Source organism: Hallella bergensis DSM 17361, assembly GCF_000160535.1.
GTDB lineage: Bacteria > Bacteroidota > Bacteroidia > Bacteroidales > Bacteroidaceae > Prevotella > Prevotella bergensis.
In genome coordinates this window covers 428,571-445,785 of sequence record NZ_GG704782.1, presented here as the reverse complement: position 1 = coordinate 445,785, position 17,215 = coordinate 428,571, and the positions used below count along the sequence as shown (strand labels likewise).

Genomic DNA, 17,215 nt, shown 5'->3' with positions numbered 1-17,215 from the left:
AGGATTCTGTTTAATTCTCCATGAACTTCTGTTTAATTCTCCATGAACTTCTTCACTGCACGCAACTGATGGCGCATGGCATTCAAAAATTCCTGGCTCTCCTGCAACATATTTAGATACACGAGAGACACCTGAAGCATCCGGTTATTCTCCGTCTGCTGAATACGGTCGATGTGCCGTTTCCGCAGCTCCGACAACTCATCCCTGCAGAAATCCGCCTCGGCCAAGACGTTCCGATAATTGTCATATTGTCTGGCCTCGATAATGTTCTGTGCCATCTTCATAAGCTCATTGATTCTTCTGCGCACGGGTTCAAACTCGTTGATATATTCGGGAGGCAGTGGGTTGAAATTGTTGTCCACATGTTCCTTGATAGGATCGAGCATGCGGCGAAGACTGTAGATAAACTGCTGATTAGAGTTGGCACCGAGATGGAACCACGTGTTCCGCTCAATGGCAACATCAACAGGCGACCTCTTCAATCCCAGCATTTCCTGTCGGCGAAACTTCTTCAGCATCGCCTGTTCATTAACAAGCTCCTTCTTGCTGCGACGCAACGAGCGCACGTCCTGATTGGCAAAGCCGTCTATGATGCGGTTGAACTCCTTCTGGGCAAAACCGTTGACAAATGCCTGCGTCTTGGTTACCTGTCCGCGCAGCATATCCCACACCAAATCGGCATCACGGGTGCGCATCATGAGATTGAACAGACTGGTCTTGTTATTCCTTGCAGCTTTCTTGGCATATTTTCGGTTGGAGCGAATGAGAGTAATAATCACTAAAACCATAAATGCCACCTGAACAATGATGCCGCCATAGAACATGATCACACACACCGCTGCACAGGCAAGGAAAGCCGCTCCCGCCGTAATGAACCATCCTCCGATGACACTCAGCACACCCGTCACACGGAACACCGCACTCTCGCGGCTCCATGCGCGGTCGGCCAAGCTGGTACCCATGGCCACCATGAAGGTGACGTATGTTGTGGACAAGGGTAACTTGTAGTTAGTACCGATGGTGATGATCATGGCTGCCAGCACAAGATTGACCGATGCCCGCACCGTGTCGAATGCCGCACCCTCGTCGAGTATCACCTCACTTCTGTCAAACCGGCTGCCAATCCACTGGCGGATACGCGAAGGAAGCACCTGTTCAAACCACGATCCACCGTTCTGACTGAAGCGAACGATGCTGCGAGCCGCACTCGACGACCCGAACATCTCGTCACCCTCATCTTGTCGGCTCAGGTCCACAGAGGTTTTGATCACGTTGTGGGCCTTCTTCGAGGTTGCCATGGCTATAATCATGATAAGTCCGGCCGCCATCAGGAAGGCAGGGGGTGTCTTGGCGCTCTCCATAAGCGACACCATCATGAACTCCGAAGCCGATGCTCCGCCCGCGTTGGCCGTGAAATCCTGATAGGAATCGAGCCCGGCCAACGGCACACCGATGAAGTTCACCAAGTCGTTGCCTGCAAAGGCCATGGCCAAGGCAAACGTTCCCATGAGCACCACTAACTTGAAGATGTGCACACGCAGCAGATGAAGGATTTCCATCAGAATGGTCGAGATGATGAAGGTATAGACAAGCAGCATGCCCGTGTTAGCCTGAATGTAGTCTCTTGTTGCCTCTGAAATATAGGGACTCTTGCCCAACCCCTTGAGGAAAATGAAATAAGCCAATGCCGTGAAGGCAATTCCGCCAAACACAGCAATGGTAAACTTAGCGTGCAACTTGTAGTTAAAGGTGAATATCACACGCGATATCCACATCACAATCACTCCAAAGAAGAAAGCTATACCGACGCTGACAAAAATGGCAATGATCGTTTTCAGCGCATGACTGCTGTTGAGCAGGTTGCCGTAGTCGAGGCTGTCGTCGCCAACCATCTTGATGGTCGCAAGAATAAACGTACCTCCCAGCAATTCAAAAACCAACGATACCGTGGTCGATGTGGGCATGCCAAGCGTGTTGAATACATCGAGTATCAGCACGTCGGTCACCATAACGGCCAGGAAAATGGTGATAACCTCCTCGAACGAATAGTTCACGGGCATCATAATACCATGCCGGGCCACATCCATCATACCCGAGGACAGCACAGCGCCGCAGGCAACCCCACACGATGCAATGATGAGTATGGTGCGGAACGTGGCCACGTTGGCTCCTACGGCCGACTGGAGAAAATTCACGGCGTCATTGCTCACGCCCACAAAGAGATCGAACACTGCCAAACACAGCAGGAATACGACAATACATAAATAAATGGTGCTCATAAATCAGAGATATCCGTAAAATTATGCGGCAAAGGTAAGTAGAACTTGTTACATAATTTTTACGCGCATGTTACAATGGTGTTACACGGGCGTAGGATTGGGCAGGTGCACAAAATGACTCAAGGCTCTCTTGCTCACTTGCTATAACTTTGATTGCTAAAAACTTTGTTTTATGAGATTTATCCGTAACTTTGCAACCGTATAACAAACCTACTGAAGCTTCACAAGTTCGGCTCTTCGCAGTCCAGCTTGAGACAGCAAGGTAAAGGTAAAAAGAAAAAGCCATGACGTCAGAGAACAAAAAAATCATCAACGAGATACGCGATTATGTCATGATTGGCATTGCCATGATTTCCTACAGCATTGGTTGGAACATCTTTCTGCTGCCCAACAGCATTGGAACGGGCGGGGTGGCCGGTATCGCATCTATTGTCTTTTGGGCTGCAGATGTTCCCGTGCAGTTCACCTATTTCCTTGTCAATGCCGTACTCCTGCTTATCGCACTCCGTATTTTGGGGTTCAAGTTTTGCATCAAGACCATGTTTGGTGTTGCCGTGCTCACCACGGTGACCGCACTGATGCAGGAATACTCAGCCAACACCCATTTGTTGAGCAACGAACCTTTCATGGCCAGCATCATCGGAGGTATATTCTGCGGCTCCGGAGTCGGCATCGGACTTGCCTTTCGCGGCTCCACGGGCGGCACCGATATTATTGCGGCCATTATCAACAAATACCGCGACATCAGCCTTGGGCGCATCATCATGCTTATCGACATTGTCATCATTACGTCTACTTATTTCGTATTCCACGACTGGGAGAAGGTGATCTATGGTTATGTGGTGCTGCTGGTCATCGGTTTCTGTATCGACCAAGTGATACAGTCGATGCAGCGTAGCGTGCAATTTTTCATTATCTCGGACAAATACAAGGAGATTGCTTCGCGCATAGCCAAATATCCACACCGTGGTGCAACCGTCATCGAGGCTCAGGGATTCTACACCGGGCACAACGTGAAGATGCTGTTTGTCATGGCCAAGCGACGCGAGAGCAGCATCATATTCTCTATCATCAACGAGATAGACCCCAAGGCTTTCGTCACCCAGACCAACGTAATCGGTGTGTATGGTGAGGGATTCGACAAGTTTAAGGTGAGACAGCCACGCCAGAGTCGCATCAGAAAACTCACTCCCAAACAACAGGTTGAACTTAACAGCTAACGCTATGAAAACTCAGAAACGAAAAGAAAAGTTGATTCATGCCATCGCAGCACTCGTCATGGCCATAACACTGTCTTCTTGTGTCACCATGGGAATGAGTAGCAGCCGTGTCCAAATGACCGGAAGAATCCATCAGGGACAAACCTACCAGGAAGTTACATCCATCATGAAAAAAGAGCCCAACTACCGCCGATTTACCGAAGACGGATTGGAACAGTGGGAATATCATAAAAACTTCGACCTTGCGGGCAACTACGATGTCATTCTCATCGGATTCAGGGACGGGCGGGTTGTCAGTATGGATTCTTTCCGATACACACCGCCAACAATCGAAGTGAATAAACAGTAAGTATTACATCACAACAGCCGGAGACATCGCCCCGGTCAAACTGCACTTGTCTTTGCAAGGGCGACTCAAGGCGATGAAAAATTCCAACAAAGCGATGCTGCTGAGCGGCGTATTTCAAAATTCCAAATCTCTTTTCCGAAATACGCCCAAAGTTTGGGTTTTCTGCAAAGACTTAATAATCAAAATCTTGCTAAAAAAGCAAAGTTTCGCCGAAAAAACAGTTTTCCAAACACCCTGCCATTAGATACTAACGGCAGTGCGATCGAAGCTTGATCGCCACGCGTCCAAAGTCAAAACGGGTTGCGATTCCAGCCTTGTCGCACCACCATAAGACCTTTATCGCGTCAGCCCGTGGTTTTTTCGAACATTTCTCTACGTACCCACGGCTATTTCTGCCCACTTTTTTCTCCAGAACAGCGAGTGGACATGTCCCTGTTTTTATGATAAAATATTGACGCCTCCCCTGCGCAACCCGTTCAAGGATGCACAAGGGAGGCGACAAAAATCGGGACGAATCCCTGCTCTATTTATTCTCTTCGGGAGCCTCGTCGATGAGGTCCATAAACTGGTCGAGCTTCGGTGTGATGATAATCTGGGTACGGCGGTTGCGCTGCTTGCCTAATGCCGTATCATTGGAAGCAATGGGATTGAACTCGCCACGACCTCCGGCGGTCAGTCTGCCCGGCGCAACACCAAAGTGGTCGATGAGATACTGCACCACAGAAGAAGCGCGCAGAGCCGAGAGATCCCAGTTGTTGCGGATATTCTTCATCAGCTCCGACGAGGTGTTGATAGGCACATTGTCGGTATTTCCTTCGATGAGCACATCATAATCCTTGTAGTCCATGATGATCTTTGCAATCTTACCCAGTGTCTCTTCCGCACGGTCGTTAATCTCATAGCTACCGCTCTTATAGAGCATGTTGTCGGCCAAAGAGATATAGACCACGCCTTTGAGCACCTGAACATCCACTTCCTTCATTTCCTCCCTGCTCAGCGAGCGGGTCAGATTGTTGGTCAGCACCATGTTCAGCGAGTCGCTCTTGCTCTTCACATCCACCAAATGACGGATGTATTGGTTCGATTCGTTAATCTGGTCAACCAGTTTGGATATATTGATGTTGTTGTCCGATGTGTTCGCCAAACTCTTGTCAAGGCTATTTTGCAGCGAAGCATAGTCTCGCTTCTGCTGGCTCAACTGGTCCTCGAGTGAGGAAACGCGTGCTTGCGAGGCAGCCAGCTGTTCCTTGGCAGACTGATAGTTTGATGTCAACTCACGATTTTCGTTCTGGCAGTTCACCAATTCCTTCTTGCTTGCGCAGCTCGAAACGAGCAACACGCCAGCCGTTACCGCCATGATAAAAACGTTCTTCTTCATATTTGTTCGTATTTTTAGTTAATATCTTCCACGTATATACTATATGGTAAAGACGCAACACGACGTGTAATGTTGCGTTTGATTAGAATATTTTAACCACATTTCCCTCGGTTTTAACTATTCTGATGTCTTTGCAAAACCCTTTTTACATCCAAGATAAGCTTTTGCAAAAGTCCTTTTCCTCTACTTAGTTTGTAGAATTGCAGCATAAGGTCAGGACGATTCAGGCTGGGAAATAGGGCTGTAACGCCTGAATAGAGAGCAACATGACAGTCCGCTAAACTTTTGTTACGAATACCAAAAGTTTAGCGGACTGTAAAAATAATTATAACAATCTGTTTTCCTCACATCTGCCTGGGGGTGTCACTGTGTTGTGAACGCCCCGTTTTGCAGTTGTGATCGTTGTTGTGTGGCGTGGCTTACCGTGCAATCAACTCAGCATAGGGGGCACGATCGGTGTTCTCCATGTGGAGAATAATGTCGAAGGTTCCCGACTGGACAACGGGAATGTTGTCGTTGCTTCCCTGAATGAGCTTGTCGAGCGAGCCGCCGAGGTTCACACCTTTCCAGCTGCCGTCTTCATCCTTGAACTTGATGGTCTTGCCGGCCTCGAGCTTCACGCCCTTGGCTTCCCAAGTCTTGTTGGTGGCATTCCATGTCATGGTGACGCCTGCACCCCATTGGTCAGCGTTGCCAACGAGGGCATCGCCCACCACGTGCATCTCCTCAAAGGGTTTCAGCTCGTAGGACATGGATGTGAGGTCTACGGTTACGAAGTAGAAGCCCGTCTCGGGGGCAGGGATGTTCTTGCTGCCGTCTGCCGTGAGCTTACCCTCGCCGTTGTATTCCCAGTCGCCGCTCCAGTCGTCGCCACCGTTGGGCTTGAACTTGAATTCGCCGTCGAGATAGAACGCACCGTAATACTTGCCGTCAAAATTGGGACCGTACATAGCGTAGGGATGCTCACCCCATTTGCTGTTGTTGCCCACTTCGTAGATAAATTCAGAGAAGTTGATGCCCTTCACAGTGTAGGTGTATTCCATCATGTTGATAGTCACAGACACATAGCGGGAACCTGCGGGAACCATGAATGAACCGTCGTCGGAGAGTTTGGCTCGACGCTCCATAGCTCCGGTTTCGCCGTTCTTGCCATTGCCGCTGGTGGTACCCAGGAGCATTGACCAGTCGTTCTGGTTGGTGATACCGTCGCAGGCCTTGTCGTCGGCAATAGCAAACCAAGTGTCCTTGGTTGCATCTACAGGGAAAGAGATGGTAAAGACGGGATCGTCATACACGTTGGTTTCGCTGTGGCTGAACTTCAAAGGCTTCGTTGCTGCCGATTCTGCCCAGTCGTTGGGGCCGCCAATGATATAATAAGCCTCTGCGATGTCGGGCTTGACCGTGGTCACGGTGTAAACAATCTTACCGGCGTCGATGAGTGCAGCCTGCCCGTTTTTCACTGCATTGAGATACACCTGCGCATCAAACTTGCGAGCGACAGGGTTTTTGCCGAAGGCCTGCTCGATGAGCGCTTGGAGATCGGCCTTGGAGGCATGTCCGTCGAGGGTTGTGTTCACAACGGTAGCCTTGGTGTTGCCTGCGTCCTGAGGGGTAAGTTCCACGCGAGCCTTGCCCAGCGCATATCCCTCGGGCAGGGTGGCCGTGGTCAGGGTAAACACCGGAACGGCGTCTACTCCTTCGGCAAGTGTCTGCGGCTCTACGGCCGATGCCTTGACCCCAGGAAGGGTGATGGCGGCTTCCTGCGGATTGGTCTGCGGTGCAGCCCAGTCGGTGTAGTCGTCACTGCAGGAACTCGTGAAGAGTCCTGCAAGAGCGAGTATCAGATATAATGATATTTTTTTCATATCTCTTGTTTTCTTTAGTCAACTTGGATTATTGTTACTTGATCTCACCGGTTTCCGATGTAAAGTTCATATAGATCTTCTGGCCTTGTGAGCCCTGGACGCGATCTTGGTCGCCGCCCTTGCCACGATACTTGATGACCTTGTCGAATACCATAAACTCAGACTTCCACCAGTCACAGTCAGGAATCTTTACATACACACGCAGACCGCCATCACCTGTGGTGTTGTTGGCAAATGCGGGTGACACAAAGTTTCCATCAGCCGTTGTAGGTACTGTGAACATCGTACCTTCTTCCAGCTCTTTCCAATCGGCTCCGGCCGTTGCAGTTCCCATGAGCCATACCTCGGGTTTGTTGAATCTCACATCGTAGACAATGTCTCGACCGGATACAGAGGTGGTGACGATCATTAAATACCAGCCCGGCTTGGACGAGGCGATGTTGCCATCAGCTTCGATAATCTCGCTGCCGAGTTCGCTCGAGGCATTCACAACGATCTTGGAGAAGCCTACTTCGTTGCCGTCCCATGCTTTGGAGGTGTTGAACTTGATACCTTTTCCATCGATATAGACCAGATGCCAGAACATGTTGTCGGTGTCATAAACAGGAGTCATGACCAAGGAAGTCTCCCAGCTCCAGTTGTTGAAGTTACCCGTGATATAGATGTTCTCAGGCAGAGATACAGGGGGCAAGGAGTAACGTAGGTTGACTTTGTTCAGCGTTACAACGTTGGATGTGATGGACGTACCCGACACGCTACCACCTGTCTTGCTGGCCATGACAGCCTTGGCGCGGACATAAACGGGGATGGTCATCGGGAAGTCGGAATCCTTTTTCCCGGCGTTCAATTCCAAGGTGGTCAGCGTACTGGCCAGTTCGGCAGCGTCAAGGTTCATTCTGGCAGAGGTGAACGTCTGGGCGAGAGGCGTTGCATCGCTCATGTCGCTCTTGGTAGCCACCTCTACAGTGTAGGACGTTACGGCCGGAAAACCATAGTCTGGCTGTGAGCAGGTGAGCTCCAAGGTGTTGGAGTTGGCCAGGTCAATAACATTGTTTGCCGCAATACTTGGGGTATTCAGCACGAATGTCGTGGGTGTTGTCAGCACAGGATTGCTGCCATTGTCGTCCTCACAGGAAGCGAGGAGAACAAAACCGAAAAGCAGCAGTAATAACTTAAATATATTTTTCATTTTCGAACTTTTTTAGATAATTAGTAATCCTTGTTCTGCACCAAGTTATCGTTGACAGTCATATCCTGTGTAGGAATGGCAAAGACGTTCTTGCTGGATGAGAACTGGGTTCCCTCAAAAGCTCCGCCCTTCCACTGCCAAGTATAATTGTTGTTGCCGCCAAAGTAGCCGAAGCGAATCAAGGTGGGACGACGGATTCCCTCGAAGTAGAACTCGCGGCTCCACTCGTCGCAGAGATCCTTCATGGTCCAGGTGGTCTTTTTCTCTGCATTGGCACGTATACGCAGTGCGTTGAGTGCGTTCATGCCTTCGGTTGTCACCTTATTGCCGTTGAGGCGAGCATCTGCCTCAGCAAAGATGAGATAAGCCTCGGCTGTTCGGAAGAAGAAAAAGTCAGCATCGGGGAACTGACTGCTGTGACCGGAAGAGCCGTCAGTCTTGAAGTTATTGAACTTCAGGGTAGCAAAGCCATTCTTGAACGTGCCTACCTCGGTGTTGTCGAGGGTACGACCCTCGCCGTCGAAGATGGCACGGTCGTCGCCTGCAGCCTCGGGCATCATGTATGCATTGACATTGGGTGCGTCGTTGCGCGGGAAGAACTTGCGGATGAGGTCGGGACGACAACGGTTACCGCTCCAGGACTCTTTGGTGTTGTTTCCCTTAGTCCCATCAATCCTTACGCAAGCCTCTTTGTCTATAGGACCGGCCATAAGGAATAGGGATGTACCCCAAGAAGTGGTGGTGATACCATCCTGCACGATTGGGAAGATACCTTCTACAGATGCTCCATTGGTGCCATTGTCACCCATAAACAACTGCTGATAGGCAGACCACGTCTGGCCGGAAGGATCCTTCTTGGCTGTGGTGTACAGCTTATAGGGAGAGTTCATCACCTTCTGGGCATACTCCTTGGCCTTAGACCAGTTGGGCGTTCCGGTGTAAACCTCTGCATTCAGATACAGACGGGCCAGCAATATCCAGCAGGCAGCCTGATCCACGCGGCCGTAGCCGGCCTCTCCTTCCTTCTTGGGCTGAGCCTTAGACAGCTTGCCTTCAATGTCGAGCAGTTCGCTCTCGATCCATTTGTAAAGGTCGGCGCGCTGAATTTGCTTGGGTTTTTCTGATGAAATGGCTGTTGTAAAAGGCACATTACCAAAGCAGTCCATCAACATAAAGTAGTTGAGTGCACGCAGGAAACGAACTTCTGCGGTCATCGTCGCGTCCTCTTCGGCGAACTGAATGAGATACTGGTTGCAAACGGTTACACCAAAATACAGGCGATAATAGAGACCGCGAAGCATTGGGTGAGAGGCATCGTAGCTGTTGAAATTGAATGCCGCAACCCCCTCGTCTCCCCATCCGCAGATGGCTTCGTCTGTCGTAAGCTCGTTAGCATTGAACATCTGGCGCACATATCCGGTTGTACCGCCATCAAGACCATCGATGTCGCAGTCACCATTGGCACCGCCCTGACCGGCCATGGCAATGTTTGCATAGCACTTGTTCATCAGCTGGCTTGCCGTAACCTGGGTCACAATATCCGGATCTTTGGGAGAAATCTCCAGCACATCAGAGCATGAAGACATGCCAAATGTCAGTGCAAGAGCTGCTGCCGGAAGTATATTTTTTATATAGGTTTTCATAATTGATCTATCCTTTAAATTTTAGAAATTAAGACTTAATCCAACAGTTGCCGAGAAAGGACGCGGATAAAGGTTGTTGTCGATGCCGCCAAACACCTCCGGGTCAATGCCTTCATACTTGGTGATGATGAATGCATTGTTCACGGCTCCATACAAACGGCCGCTGATTCCCTGCCAGCTCGTGCCTTTGAGAAGGTTGTTGAAACTATAGCCCAAGGTGATATTGTCACACTTCAGGAACGAACCATTCTGTACCCAACGGTCGGAAAGTGTGGCGGTTGTCTCGTAGGTTTGCCATTTGTAGGGCAAAACATATTTCGGACGGTTAGAAAGGAAGCTGTGGCTGCTGTAGATTTCGCTGACATTCATGTTTGACTTGCCAGCCATTCCATCGTTGTAGACATAGTTACCAATGCTTGCCCGGAGAGAGAAGCCAAAGTCCCAGTTCTTATATTCTAAACGAGAGGCGAAGCCCATCGTCACAGGAGCAGCCGGACTCTTGTAGAAATACTTGTCGGCATCGGTAATCTGGCCATCGGCATTACGGTCTACCACGACCCCCTCAAGAGGCATGCCATTCTTGTCATACACCTGCTGGAACACATAGAACGAACTTGCAGGATGTCCAACGGCGTGTGCCTGGGCATTTACACCAACACCAGACGAAATCCCACCCGTAGGTACAAAGTAATCGTCGTCCTTGCCACCGGTCAGTTTGGTGATGGAGTTCTGGTTGTAAGTGAAGTTGTAATCGAGTGTCCAGTTCCAGTCCTTGGTGTTCAATGCGAGCCAATGGAAGCTGGCTTCCACACCGGTATTCTTCATGTCACCGATGTTTGAGCGCAATGTATTCTTGAAGTTAGCACCGGCAGGAACATACACCGTATTGAGCAAGTCGGTCGTTTTGCGATAATACCAGTCCACCGTACCGGTCAGTCTCTGCTTGAAGATTCCCCAGTCCAGACCTATATTATAGGTGGTGGTGGTCTCCCATGTCAGCGAATGGTTTACTGCGGCAGGGCGAGCCATCGTACCGTCTCCCGAGATGGGATAGTAAGAGTCCGGTCCGGCGTTCATTGTGTATGAGGTATAGTAACTGAAATCATCAATGCCTTCCTGCTGACCGGTCTGTCCATAACCCAGACGGAGCTTCAGGTTAGACAGCCATTCAATTTCCTTGAACTCCTTTTCGTCCTTGATACGCCATGCAAAGGCAAAAGAGGGGAAGTATCCCCACTGCTGATTGGGATAAGGCTCGAGCCAGTTGAAACGTGTGGATCCATCTGCACGGAATGTTGCTGTAAGCATGTAACGACTATCCATGAGCGACCAGTTGGCACGTCCGAAGAACGAGAGCAGGCGGTTTTCCGTCGGGTCGTAGTATGGATCGATGGTACCGTCGCCATCATAGTCTTTGCCTTTGGGCTTGTAAATGGTCCCGGCAAGCTTCTTGTCGTTGTTGGTTTCGGGATAATAGCCATAGTAAAAGTTATGCGTGCTTTTTGTAAAGCGCTGGTATTCCGATCCAAGCATGATGTCAAAGTGATTCATGGCCTTGTCGTTGAAGTCATGATAGTACTGTGTATACCCACTCATCGTATAGCTCTGCTTGTCGATTTTCTCCCAACCGTGGTTGCCATAGTACACTCCTTCGCTGCTTGGATAGGCCGGACTCTCATCGAGCACTTGCTTACCAGTTGCGATGTCGGCACCAGCCGTAGCGTGGAAACGCAGGTCTTCGAAGCCATGTACCTTATAGTCAAGGTCAATATTACCCACGAAGTCCTTGGAATTGGCACTTTCATTGTGCAGATGGAGCATGGCTACAGGGTTGGCGGTAGCCTGATCGTTGTAGGTTAAAGGCCATGTCGGGTCGTTGAGCGACGTGCCTGGCATTGTCCACTCATAGTAACCGCCAAAGTTTTTGTACTTATCCTCTGTGCTGTAAACTGGTTTTGTGGGGTCCATCATCACGGCAGCGCCGATAGCATCAGTTTTGGCATACTTGGTGTCGGCATACATGCCCTTGAGGTTCAGGTTTATGTTCAGATGATTGTCGAACAGACTGGGGCTCAGGTTCACCGCAGCGGTATAGCGCTTAAAGTCTGATGTCTTCAAAATACCTTCCTGTCCGGTGTAGCCCAACGACACGCGGTAAGGCAGTGTGGCACCGGCAGAACCCGTCAAGGTGACACCATGATCCTGCGAGAAGGCCGTCTGGTAGATTTCGTTCTGCCAGTCAGTGTTGGCCGTACCCAGTGCACCCACAGCCTCGTCATAGCGACTGTTGCCCTCATAGAGTTTCTTAACAAATTCGCGATACTCATCTCCGTTCATCACATCGATGGTTTTGCGCTTCATGCTCACCGTTGCACTACCATTATAACTAATGCTGAGCTTCTGTCCTTTGCGTCCTTTCTTGGTGGTAATGATGATCACACCATTCGAACCACGGCTACCATATATGGCAGTAGCAGATGCGTCCTTCAGGACATTGAAGCTTTCGATGTCCTGCGGATTGACCAACGACAGTGGATTGGACAGACCTTTCACACCATTGTTATCCATCGGAACGCCATCGATAACAATCAGCGGGTCGTTGGAAGCGTTGAGCGAAGAACCACCACGCACGCGGATGGTTGCACCTGCTCCAGGAGAACCACTGTTGCTCGTCACATTCACACCGGCAATCTTACCGCCGATCATGTCCTGTGCATTCACCACCAGACCCTTGTTCTTGGAATCCGGCTTCAAAGCTGTCACCGAACCGGTGAGGTCCGACTTCTTCACGGCACCGTAACCGATAACCACCACTTCATTCAGAGTCTTCTCCCCACCCTCGTGGAGCGTGATGCTCATGTTGGCTGTGGCCGACCCCTTGTAACCTTCATATCCGATGTAGTCCACAGTTACCGTGGCACCAGAGTTTGCATTTAGCGTGAAGTTACCGTCTATGTCCGTCACCGTACCACCCTGCTGTCCGTCTACACGAACTGTGGCGCCAATGACCGGCTCGCCGGTAGCATCCACTACATGTCCTTTGACAACCACCTGTTGTCCAAAGACGGTAGTTGCAAGAGCAAGCCCACAAACTAATGTGAAGGCTCTGCGAGGCATTGTCAATCTTACCTGCTTCATTTTTTTTGGTTTTTAAGTTATATCAATTAAGTTGTTGTATTGTTCTATTTAGGCTTGTATGTCGTCGGTACACATTGACTGTCCCATTGGTTTTTAGTGGCTTTTGAGGTAGATAATGCACCATTTGACAATGCAAAAATAGGGTTATTTTATATACTTCCATGATTTTTAACAGTAAATCACGCTATGCGGAAATGCAAACGATTGCGCAATCAAATAACAAAGTTTGTTTTTCGCATGCGCCATATTATACTGCAATTGACTATTTTTGCATCGACGGGGTTCGTCCCGTACAGCAAATCACGACCTAAAAACTGTTGAACAATCTCTGTTTCAACACCTAATGACGAGACATGGAACAACCTATACCGATAACAATGAAGGATATCGCCGAGGCTCTTGGCGTGTCTGTGGCTACGGTTTCGCGCGCCCTGAAAGACAGTCCCCGCATCAGCAAGCCTCAGCGCGATAGGATAAAGGCTTACGCGCGGGAGCATAATTATTATCCTAACGTTCTGGCGGAGAGTTTGCGCAGTGGGCGCAAGAAGCCTCTGAAAATCATTGGCGTCATTATTCCCCAGCTCACGCATTTCTATTTTTCCTCCGTCCTGAGTGGCATTGAGCAAGAAGCCGCCTCCCGAGGATATATTGTGATGGTAGGGCAAAGTGCCGAGCAGTTCAACCGTGAGGTGTTGCTTTGCGAGCGGTTCTACGAACACAAGGTTTGCGGAGTGATTGTTTCACAAGCCAAGAACACCCAGAGCTACGACCATTTCCAAAAACTCATCGACCATGGCATGCCCCTTGTGTTCTACGATCGCATCTGCACCGGTGTCGACTGCAGCCGCGTGGTGGTGGATGACTATCAGGGAGCCTTCAATGCTGTGACTTATCTGATCGAAACCGGCTGCCGTCGCATTGCATTCTATAGTTCGCCGATGACTCTCGAAATTTCTAAAAACCGCTACAACGGCTACCGTGATGCCATGCTCCGAAAGGGACTCAAGCCCAACGATAACTTTTTCCGCATCTGCGACAACCGTGCCGATGCCGAGGCAATCACTCCCGAGCTCCTTCAGCAGGAAGAGATTCCCGACAGCTTCTTTGCCGTGAACGACGATACAGCCATTGGCATTCTCTATACCGCCAAGCGCATGGGCTATCGTGTTCCGGAGGACATTTCTATCTGCGGCTTCACCAACGGGCAGCGCGCTGTGGCCTGCGACCCCATGCTCACCACTGTGGAGCAGCGGGGCGTCCGCGTCGGGGAAGAGGCTGCCAATATCCTAATTAACAAGGTGGAAGGCATAACTCCAATGGACAAGGTGGAGAAGAAAATTGTGAGAACGAGACTTGTGATACGGGGAACAACGAGGTAATTCACAATTCACAATTTTCAATTCACAATTAATGCAATACCTAATTCATAATGAAGAATTTTAAAATCGCAATTAATGCACTACCTAATTCATAATAAAGAATTTTTAATCCGCAATTATTCAGTAGGATATGAAGGAAATATGTGATAATGTTATCATAATGAAAAGTATGGCTTTCGCTGTTCGTAGTGTGAAATTGGCTCGGTTTTTACGTGAAAAATACTGTGAATTTGATTTGGCAAGCCAGATATTAAAATGTGGCACGAGCATAGGAGCTAATGCCCGGGAAGCACTAAGGGCACAAAGCCGACCGGATTTTCATGCAAAAATGAGTATTGCTTTGCGCGAAGCAGAAGAGTCCAACTATTGGCTTGAATTATTGTTCCAAGTTTCATACATTTCTGAACAAGAATACATGAGCATGAATAATGACTGTGTAGAAATTTGTAAATTGCTGATGTCTATTGTAAAATCAACATCGAAAGAAAATAAAATGAAATAAACTCCACATAGCAAACCCCACGTGTGATGCTTTAAATGTAAATAGCATGAAAGTAAAACCACATAAAAACCACATAGCAAACCTAACGGTATGCTTTAATTGTGAATTGTAAATTATGAATTGTGAATTAAAAAAGCCCGACCAGTCTTTCTGGGGTTTATGGAACCTCAGTTTCGGTTTCTTCGGCGTGCAGATTGCGTATGCCCTGCAGAGTGCCAACATTTCGAGGATTTTCGCCACCTTGGGCGCCGATCCTCACAGTTTGAGTTATTTCTGGATTCTACCACCCTTGATGGGCATCATCGTACAGCCCATCGTCGGTTCGTGCTCCGATAAAACATGGACGCGCTGGGGGCGCCGCATCCCCTATCTCTTCATCGGAGCCGCAGCAGCCGTCCTGGTGATGTGCCTACTGCCCAACGCCGGCTCGTTTGGCATGGCTGTGTCTACGGCCATGATATTTGGACTTGTCGCCCTGATGTTTCTTGACACTTCGATTAATATGGCCATGCAACCCTTTAAGATGCTCGTGGGCGATATGGTCAACGAGAAACAGAAAGCCAAAGCCTACTCCATTCAAAGTTTCCTGTGCAACGCAGGCTCGTTGGTAGGTTTTGTCTTCCCGTTCTTCTTTGCTTTTATTGGCATCGCCAACACCGCGCCCAAGGGGATTGTCCCCGACTCCGTGATCTACAGTTTCTACGTAGGTGCCGCCATCCTTATCCTCTGTGTCCTCTATACGGTAAGCAAGGTAAAGGAATGGGAGCCTGTGGAGTTTGAGACATACAATGGTGCGAAAGAAGAAAAAAAGGATTTCAAATATAAAGATGAACTAAAAGGGATGCATTTGGTAGGTGCTTATATGTTTTATTTGATATTCTTCCTTTGCCTATCAGGATTGTTCATTATAGTAAATTTTATATACTTAATTATTAACATTAGGAAGAAATCTGAGGGCAACCTAATTTGGCAAATCTTCTTCGGAAAATTGTTTAAGACATTTGCATGGGTGTACAATATGCTCCGGAACGCCCCCTCTACGTTCTGGAAGGTCGGCCTTGTACAATTCTTCTGCTGGTTTGCGTTCATGTATATGTGGACCTACACCAACGGAACGGTAGCCGCCAACTGCTGGGGCACCACCGACGTAACCAGTGCCGGCTACCAGTCGGCCGGAAACTGGGTAGGCATACTCTTCGCCGTGCAAGCCATCGGCTCCGTGATATGGGCTCCGATCCTGCCCAAGTTCAGCAACCGCAAGATGGCCTACGCCGCAAGCCTGCTGCTGGGCGGTGTGGGCTTTGTGTGGTGCGCCTTTGTCCACGACCCCTACCTGCTGTTCATTCCCTTCCTGCTAATTGGTTGTGCATGGGCTGCCATGCTGGCCATGCCCTTCACCTTCGTCACCAATGCCCTGCAAGGCTACGGTCACATGGGAGCCTATCTCGGCCTGTTCAATGGCACGATTTGCATCCCGCAGATTGTGGCCGCATCTGTCGGAGGAATCATTCTCGGTATGGTGGGCAGCGTGCAGAGCCACATGATGATTGTGGCCGGCGTCAGTTTGGCGTTAGGAGCCTTGGCGGTGCCCCTTATTAAAGATGTCAAGGCATGAGTATTAAAACATTGCTCGTGACCGGCTTTTGCGCTGCGACCATTTCGGCCCATGCGCAAAAGCCCTATCATGGCGACGGCGCAGACGACTGGTTGCGCTTTGTTCCCGTAGCCTCAGCTTTCACGCTGAAAGCGTGTGGCGTGGAGAGTGCCAGTTCGTGGAAGCGCTTCGTGGTGAATAGCGGAGCTTCCCTGGCCTTCACAGCCACTGCCACTTGGGCAATAAAGCTTGCCGTCCGCGAGCGTCGACCCGACCACACCGACCGCCGCTCGTTTCCCTCCGGCCACACCTCCATAGCTTTTGCCGGTGCCACGATACTCGACAAGGAGTTCCGGCAGGTTTCTCCATGGATTAGTGTGGCAGGCTATGCCGTGGCCACAGGCGTTGCCGTCGACCGCGTGGCGCGCAACCGCCACCATTGGCACGACGTGGCTGCGGGAGCCGCCATCGGTGTTGGGGGAACGATTTTGGGCTATTGGATAGGCGACAAGATTACCGGCGAGCACAGCCAATACAGCGTCGGCGTGGGGCCAGGGGGCGTCACCGTAGCTATCAATCTATAAACCAACAACAGGAAATTCCTTTGATTTAATTTGACATCACCTTCCCAAAAAGGCTGTTGTTGAAAAATTAAGGCGCATGGACGGAATTTTTCAAT

General features: G+C 49.7%; 12 protein-coding genes. 6 read left to right on the top strand and 6 right to left on the bottom strand.

Translation table 11 applies throughout. The features are described 5' to 3' along the window. Positions 1-32 precede the first annotated feature (32 nt). Entirely contained in the window at positions 33-2,279 is a 2,247-nt protein-coding gene (locus HMPREF0645_RS10185; protein ID WP_007174914.1) for an inorganic phosphate transporter, read from the bottom strand. A gap of 284 nt (positions 2,280-2,563) precedes the next feature. Here HMPREF0645_RS10185 and HMPREF0645_RS10180 point away from each other — a divergent pair, with 284 nt between their 5' ends. After that, on the top strand, positions 2,564-3,499 hold the full coding sequence (locus HMPREF0645_RS10180) for a YitT family protein (protein ID WP_007174913.1): 936 nt from the start codon (positions 2,564-2,566) through the stop codon (positions 3,497-3,499). Positions 3,500-3,503: 4 nt separating this feature from the next. Beyond that, a complete protein-coding gene (locus HMPREF0645_RS10175; protein WP_007174912.1) occupies positions 3,504-3,848 on the top strand; it encodes a hypothetical protein in 345 nt (114 codons plus the stop codon). Positions 3,849-4,371: 523 nt separating this feature from the next. Here the strand turns inward: HMPREF0645_RS10175 and HMPREF0645_RS10170 are convergent. The 5 genes from HMPREF0645_RS10170 to HMPREF0645_RS10150 form a co-directional block, all read right to left on the bottom strand. Further along, entirely contained in the window at positions 4,372-5,226 is an 855-nt protein-coding gene (locus HMPREF0645_RS10170) for an OmpA/MotB family protein (RefSeq protein ID WP_007174910.1), read from the bottom strand. A 419-nt stretch (positions 5,227-5,645) separates the two neighbouring features. Beyond that, positions 5,646-7,091, bottom strand: a complete 1,446-nt coding sequence (locus HMPREF0645_RS10165) for an Outer membrane protein SusF domain-containing protein (RefSeq protein ID WP_007174909.1) — start codon at positions 7,089-7,091, stop codon at positions 5,646-5,648. Between the two features lie 34 nt (positions 7,092-7,125). After that, positions 7,126-8,280, bottom strand: coding sequence for a SusF/SusE family carbohydrate-binding protein (locus HMPREF0645_RS10160; protein ID WP_007174908.1), 1,155 nt, complete (start codon positions 8,278-8,280; stop codon positions 7,126-7,128). Positions 8,281-8,300: 20 nt separating this feature from the next. Continuing rightward, the gene (locus HMPREF0645_RS10155; protein WP_007174907.1) at positions 8,301-9,923 is read right to left on the bottom strand and encodes a RagB/SusD family nutrient uptake outer membrane protein; all 1,623 of its coding nucleotides are present in this window, start codon (positions 9,921-9,923) and stop codon (positions 8,301-8,303) included. 21 nt (positions 9,924-9,944) lie between these two features. Further along, positions 9,945-13,061 carry a SusC/RagA family TonB-linked outer membrane protein gene (locus HMPREF0645_RS10150; protein WP_007174906.1) on the bottom strand — a complete coding sequence of 1,039 codons (3,117 nt, stop codon included), beginning with the start codon at positions 13,059-13,061 and terminating at the stop codon, positions 9,945-9,947. A 353-nt stretch (positions 13,062-13,414) separates the two neighbouring features. Here HMPREF0645_RS10150 and HMPREF0645_RS10145 point away from each other — a divergent pair, with 353 nt between their 5' ends. From HMPREF0645_RS10145 to HMPREF0645_RS10130, 4 genes are all read left to right on the top strand, one after another. Next, positions 13,415-14,440: a LacI family DNA-binding transcriptional regulator gene (locus tag HMPREF0645_RS10145; protein ID WP_007174905.1), complete on the top strand. Its 1,026-nt coding sequence runs from the start codon at positions 13,415-13,417 to the stop codon at positions 14,438-14,440. 160 nt (positions 14,441-14,600) lie between these two features. Further along, positions 14,601-14,942 carry a four helix bundle protein gene (locus HMPREF0645_RS10140; RefSeq protein ID WP_245544020.1) on the top strand — a complete coding sequence of 114 codons (342 nt, stop codon included), beginning with the start codon at positions 14,601-14,603 and terminating at the stop codon, positions 14,940-14,942. Positions 14,943-15,057: 115 nt separating this feature from the next. Further along, entirely contained in the window at positions 15,058-16,557 is a 1,500-nt protein-coding gene (locus HMPREF0645_RS10135) for an MFS transporter (protein ID WP_007174903.1), read from the top strand. Beyond that, on the top strand, positions 16,554-17,120 hold the full coding sequence (locus tag HMPREF0645_RS10130) for a phosphatase PAP2 family protein (RefSeq protein WP_007174902.1): 567 nt from the start codon (positions 16,554-16,556) through the stop codon (positions 17,118-17,120). Before HMPREF0645_RS10135 ends, HMPREF0645_RS10130 begins: the two co-directional genes overlap by 4 nt. Positions 17,121-17,215 lie beyond the last annotated feature (95 nt).

What these genes read in the sequence shown, in the direction of transcription:
- HMPREF0645_RS10150 (WP_007174906.1), bottom strand. Translation starts at nt 13,061, where the DNA reads ATGAAGCAGGTAAGATTGACAATGCCTCGCAGAGCCTTCACATTAGTT.
- HMPREF0645_RS10140 (WP_245544020.1), top strand. Translation starts at nt 14,601, where the DNA reads ATGAAAAGTATGGCTTTCGCTGTTCGTAGTGTGAAATTGGCTCGGTTT.
- HMPREF0645_RS10170 (WP_007174910.1), bottom strand. Translation starts at nt 5,226, where the DNA reads ATGAAGAAGAACGTTTTTATCATGGCGGTAACGGCTGGCGTGTTGCTC.
- HMPREF0645_RS10160 (WP_007174908.1), bottom strand. Translation starts at nt 8,280, where the DNA reads ATGAAAAATATATTTAAGTTATTACTGCTGCTTTTCGGTTTTGTTCTC.
- HMPREF0645_RS10180 (WP_007174913.1), top strand. Translation starts at nt 2,564, where the DNA reads ATGACGTCAGAGAACAAAAAAATCATCAACGAGATACGCGATTATGTC.
- HMPREF0645_RS10145 (WP_007174905.1), top strand. Translation starts at nt 13,415, where the DNA reads ATGGAACAACCTATACCGATAACAATGAAGGATATCGCCGAGGCTCTT.
- HMPREF0645_RS10130 (WP_007174902.1), top strand. Translation starts at nt 16,554, where the DNA reads ATGAGTATTAAAACATTGCTCGTGACCGGCTTTTGCGCTGCGACCATT.
- HMPREF0645_RS10135 (WP_007174903.1), top strand. Translation starts at nt 15,058, where the DNA reads ATGAATTGTGAATTAAAAAAGCCCGACCAGTCTTTCTGGGGTTTATGG.
- HMPREF0645_RS10165 (WP_007174909.1), bottom strand. Translation starts at nt 7,091, where the DNA reads ATGAAAAAAATATCATTATATCTGATACTCGCTCTTGCAGGACTCTTC.
- HMPREF0645_RS10175 (WP_007174912.1), top strand. Translation starts at nt 3,504, where the DNA reads ATGAAAACTCAGAAACGAAAAGAAAAGTTGATTCATGCCATCGCAGCA.
- HMPREF0645_RS10185 (WP_007174914.1), bottom strand. Translation starts at nt 2,279, where the DNA reads ATGAGCACCATTTATTTATGTATTGTCGTATTCCTGCTGTGTTTGGCA.
- HMPREF0645_RS10155 (WP_007174907.1), bottom strand. Translation starts at nt 9,923, where the DNA reads ATGAAAACCTATATAAAAAATATACTTCCGGCAGCAGCTCTTGCACTG.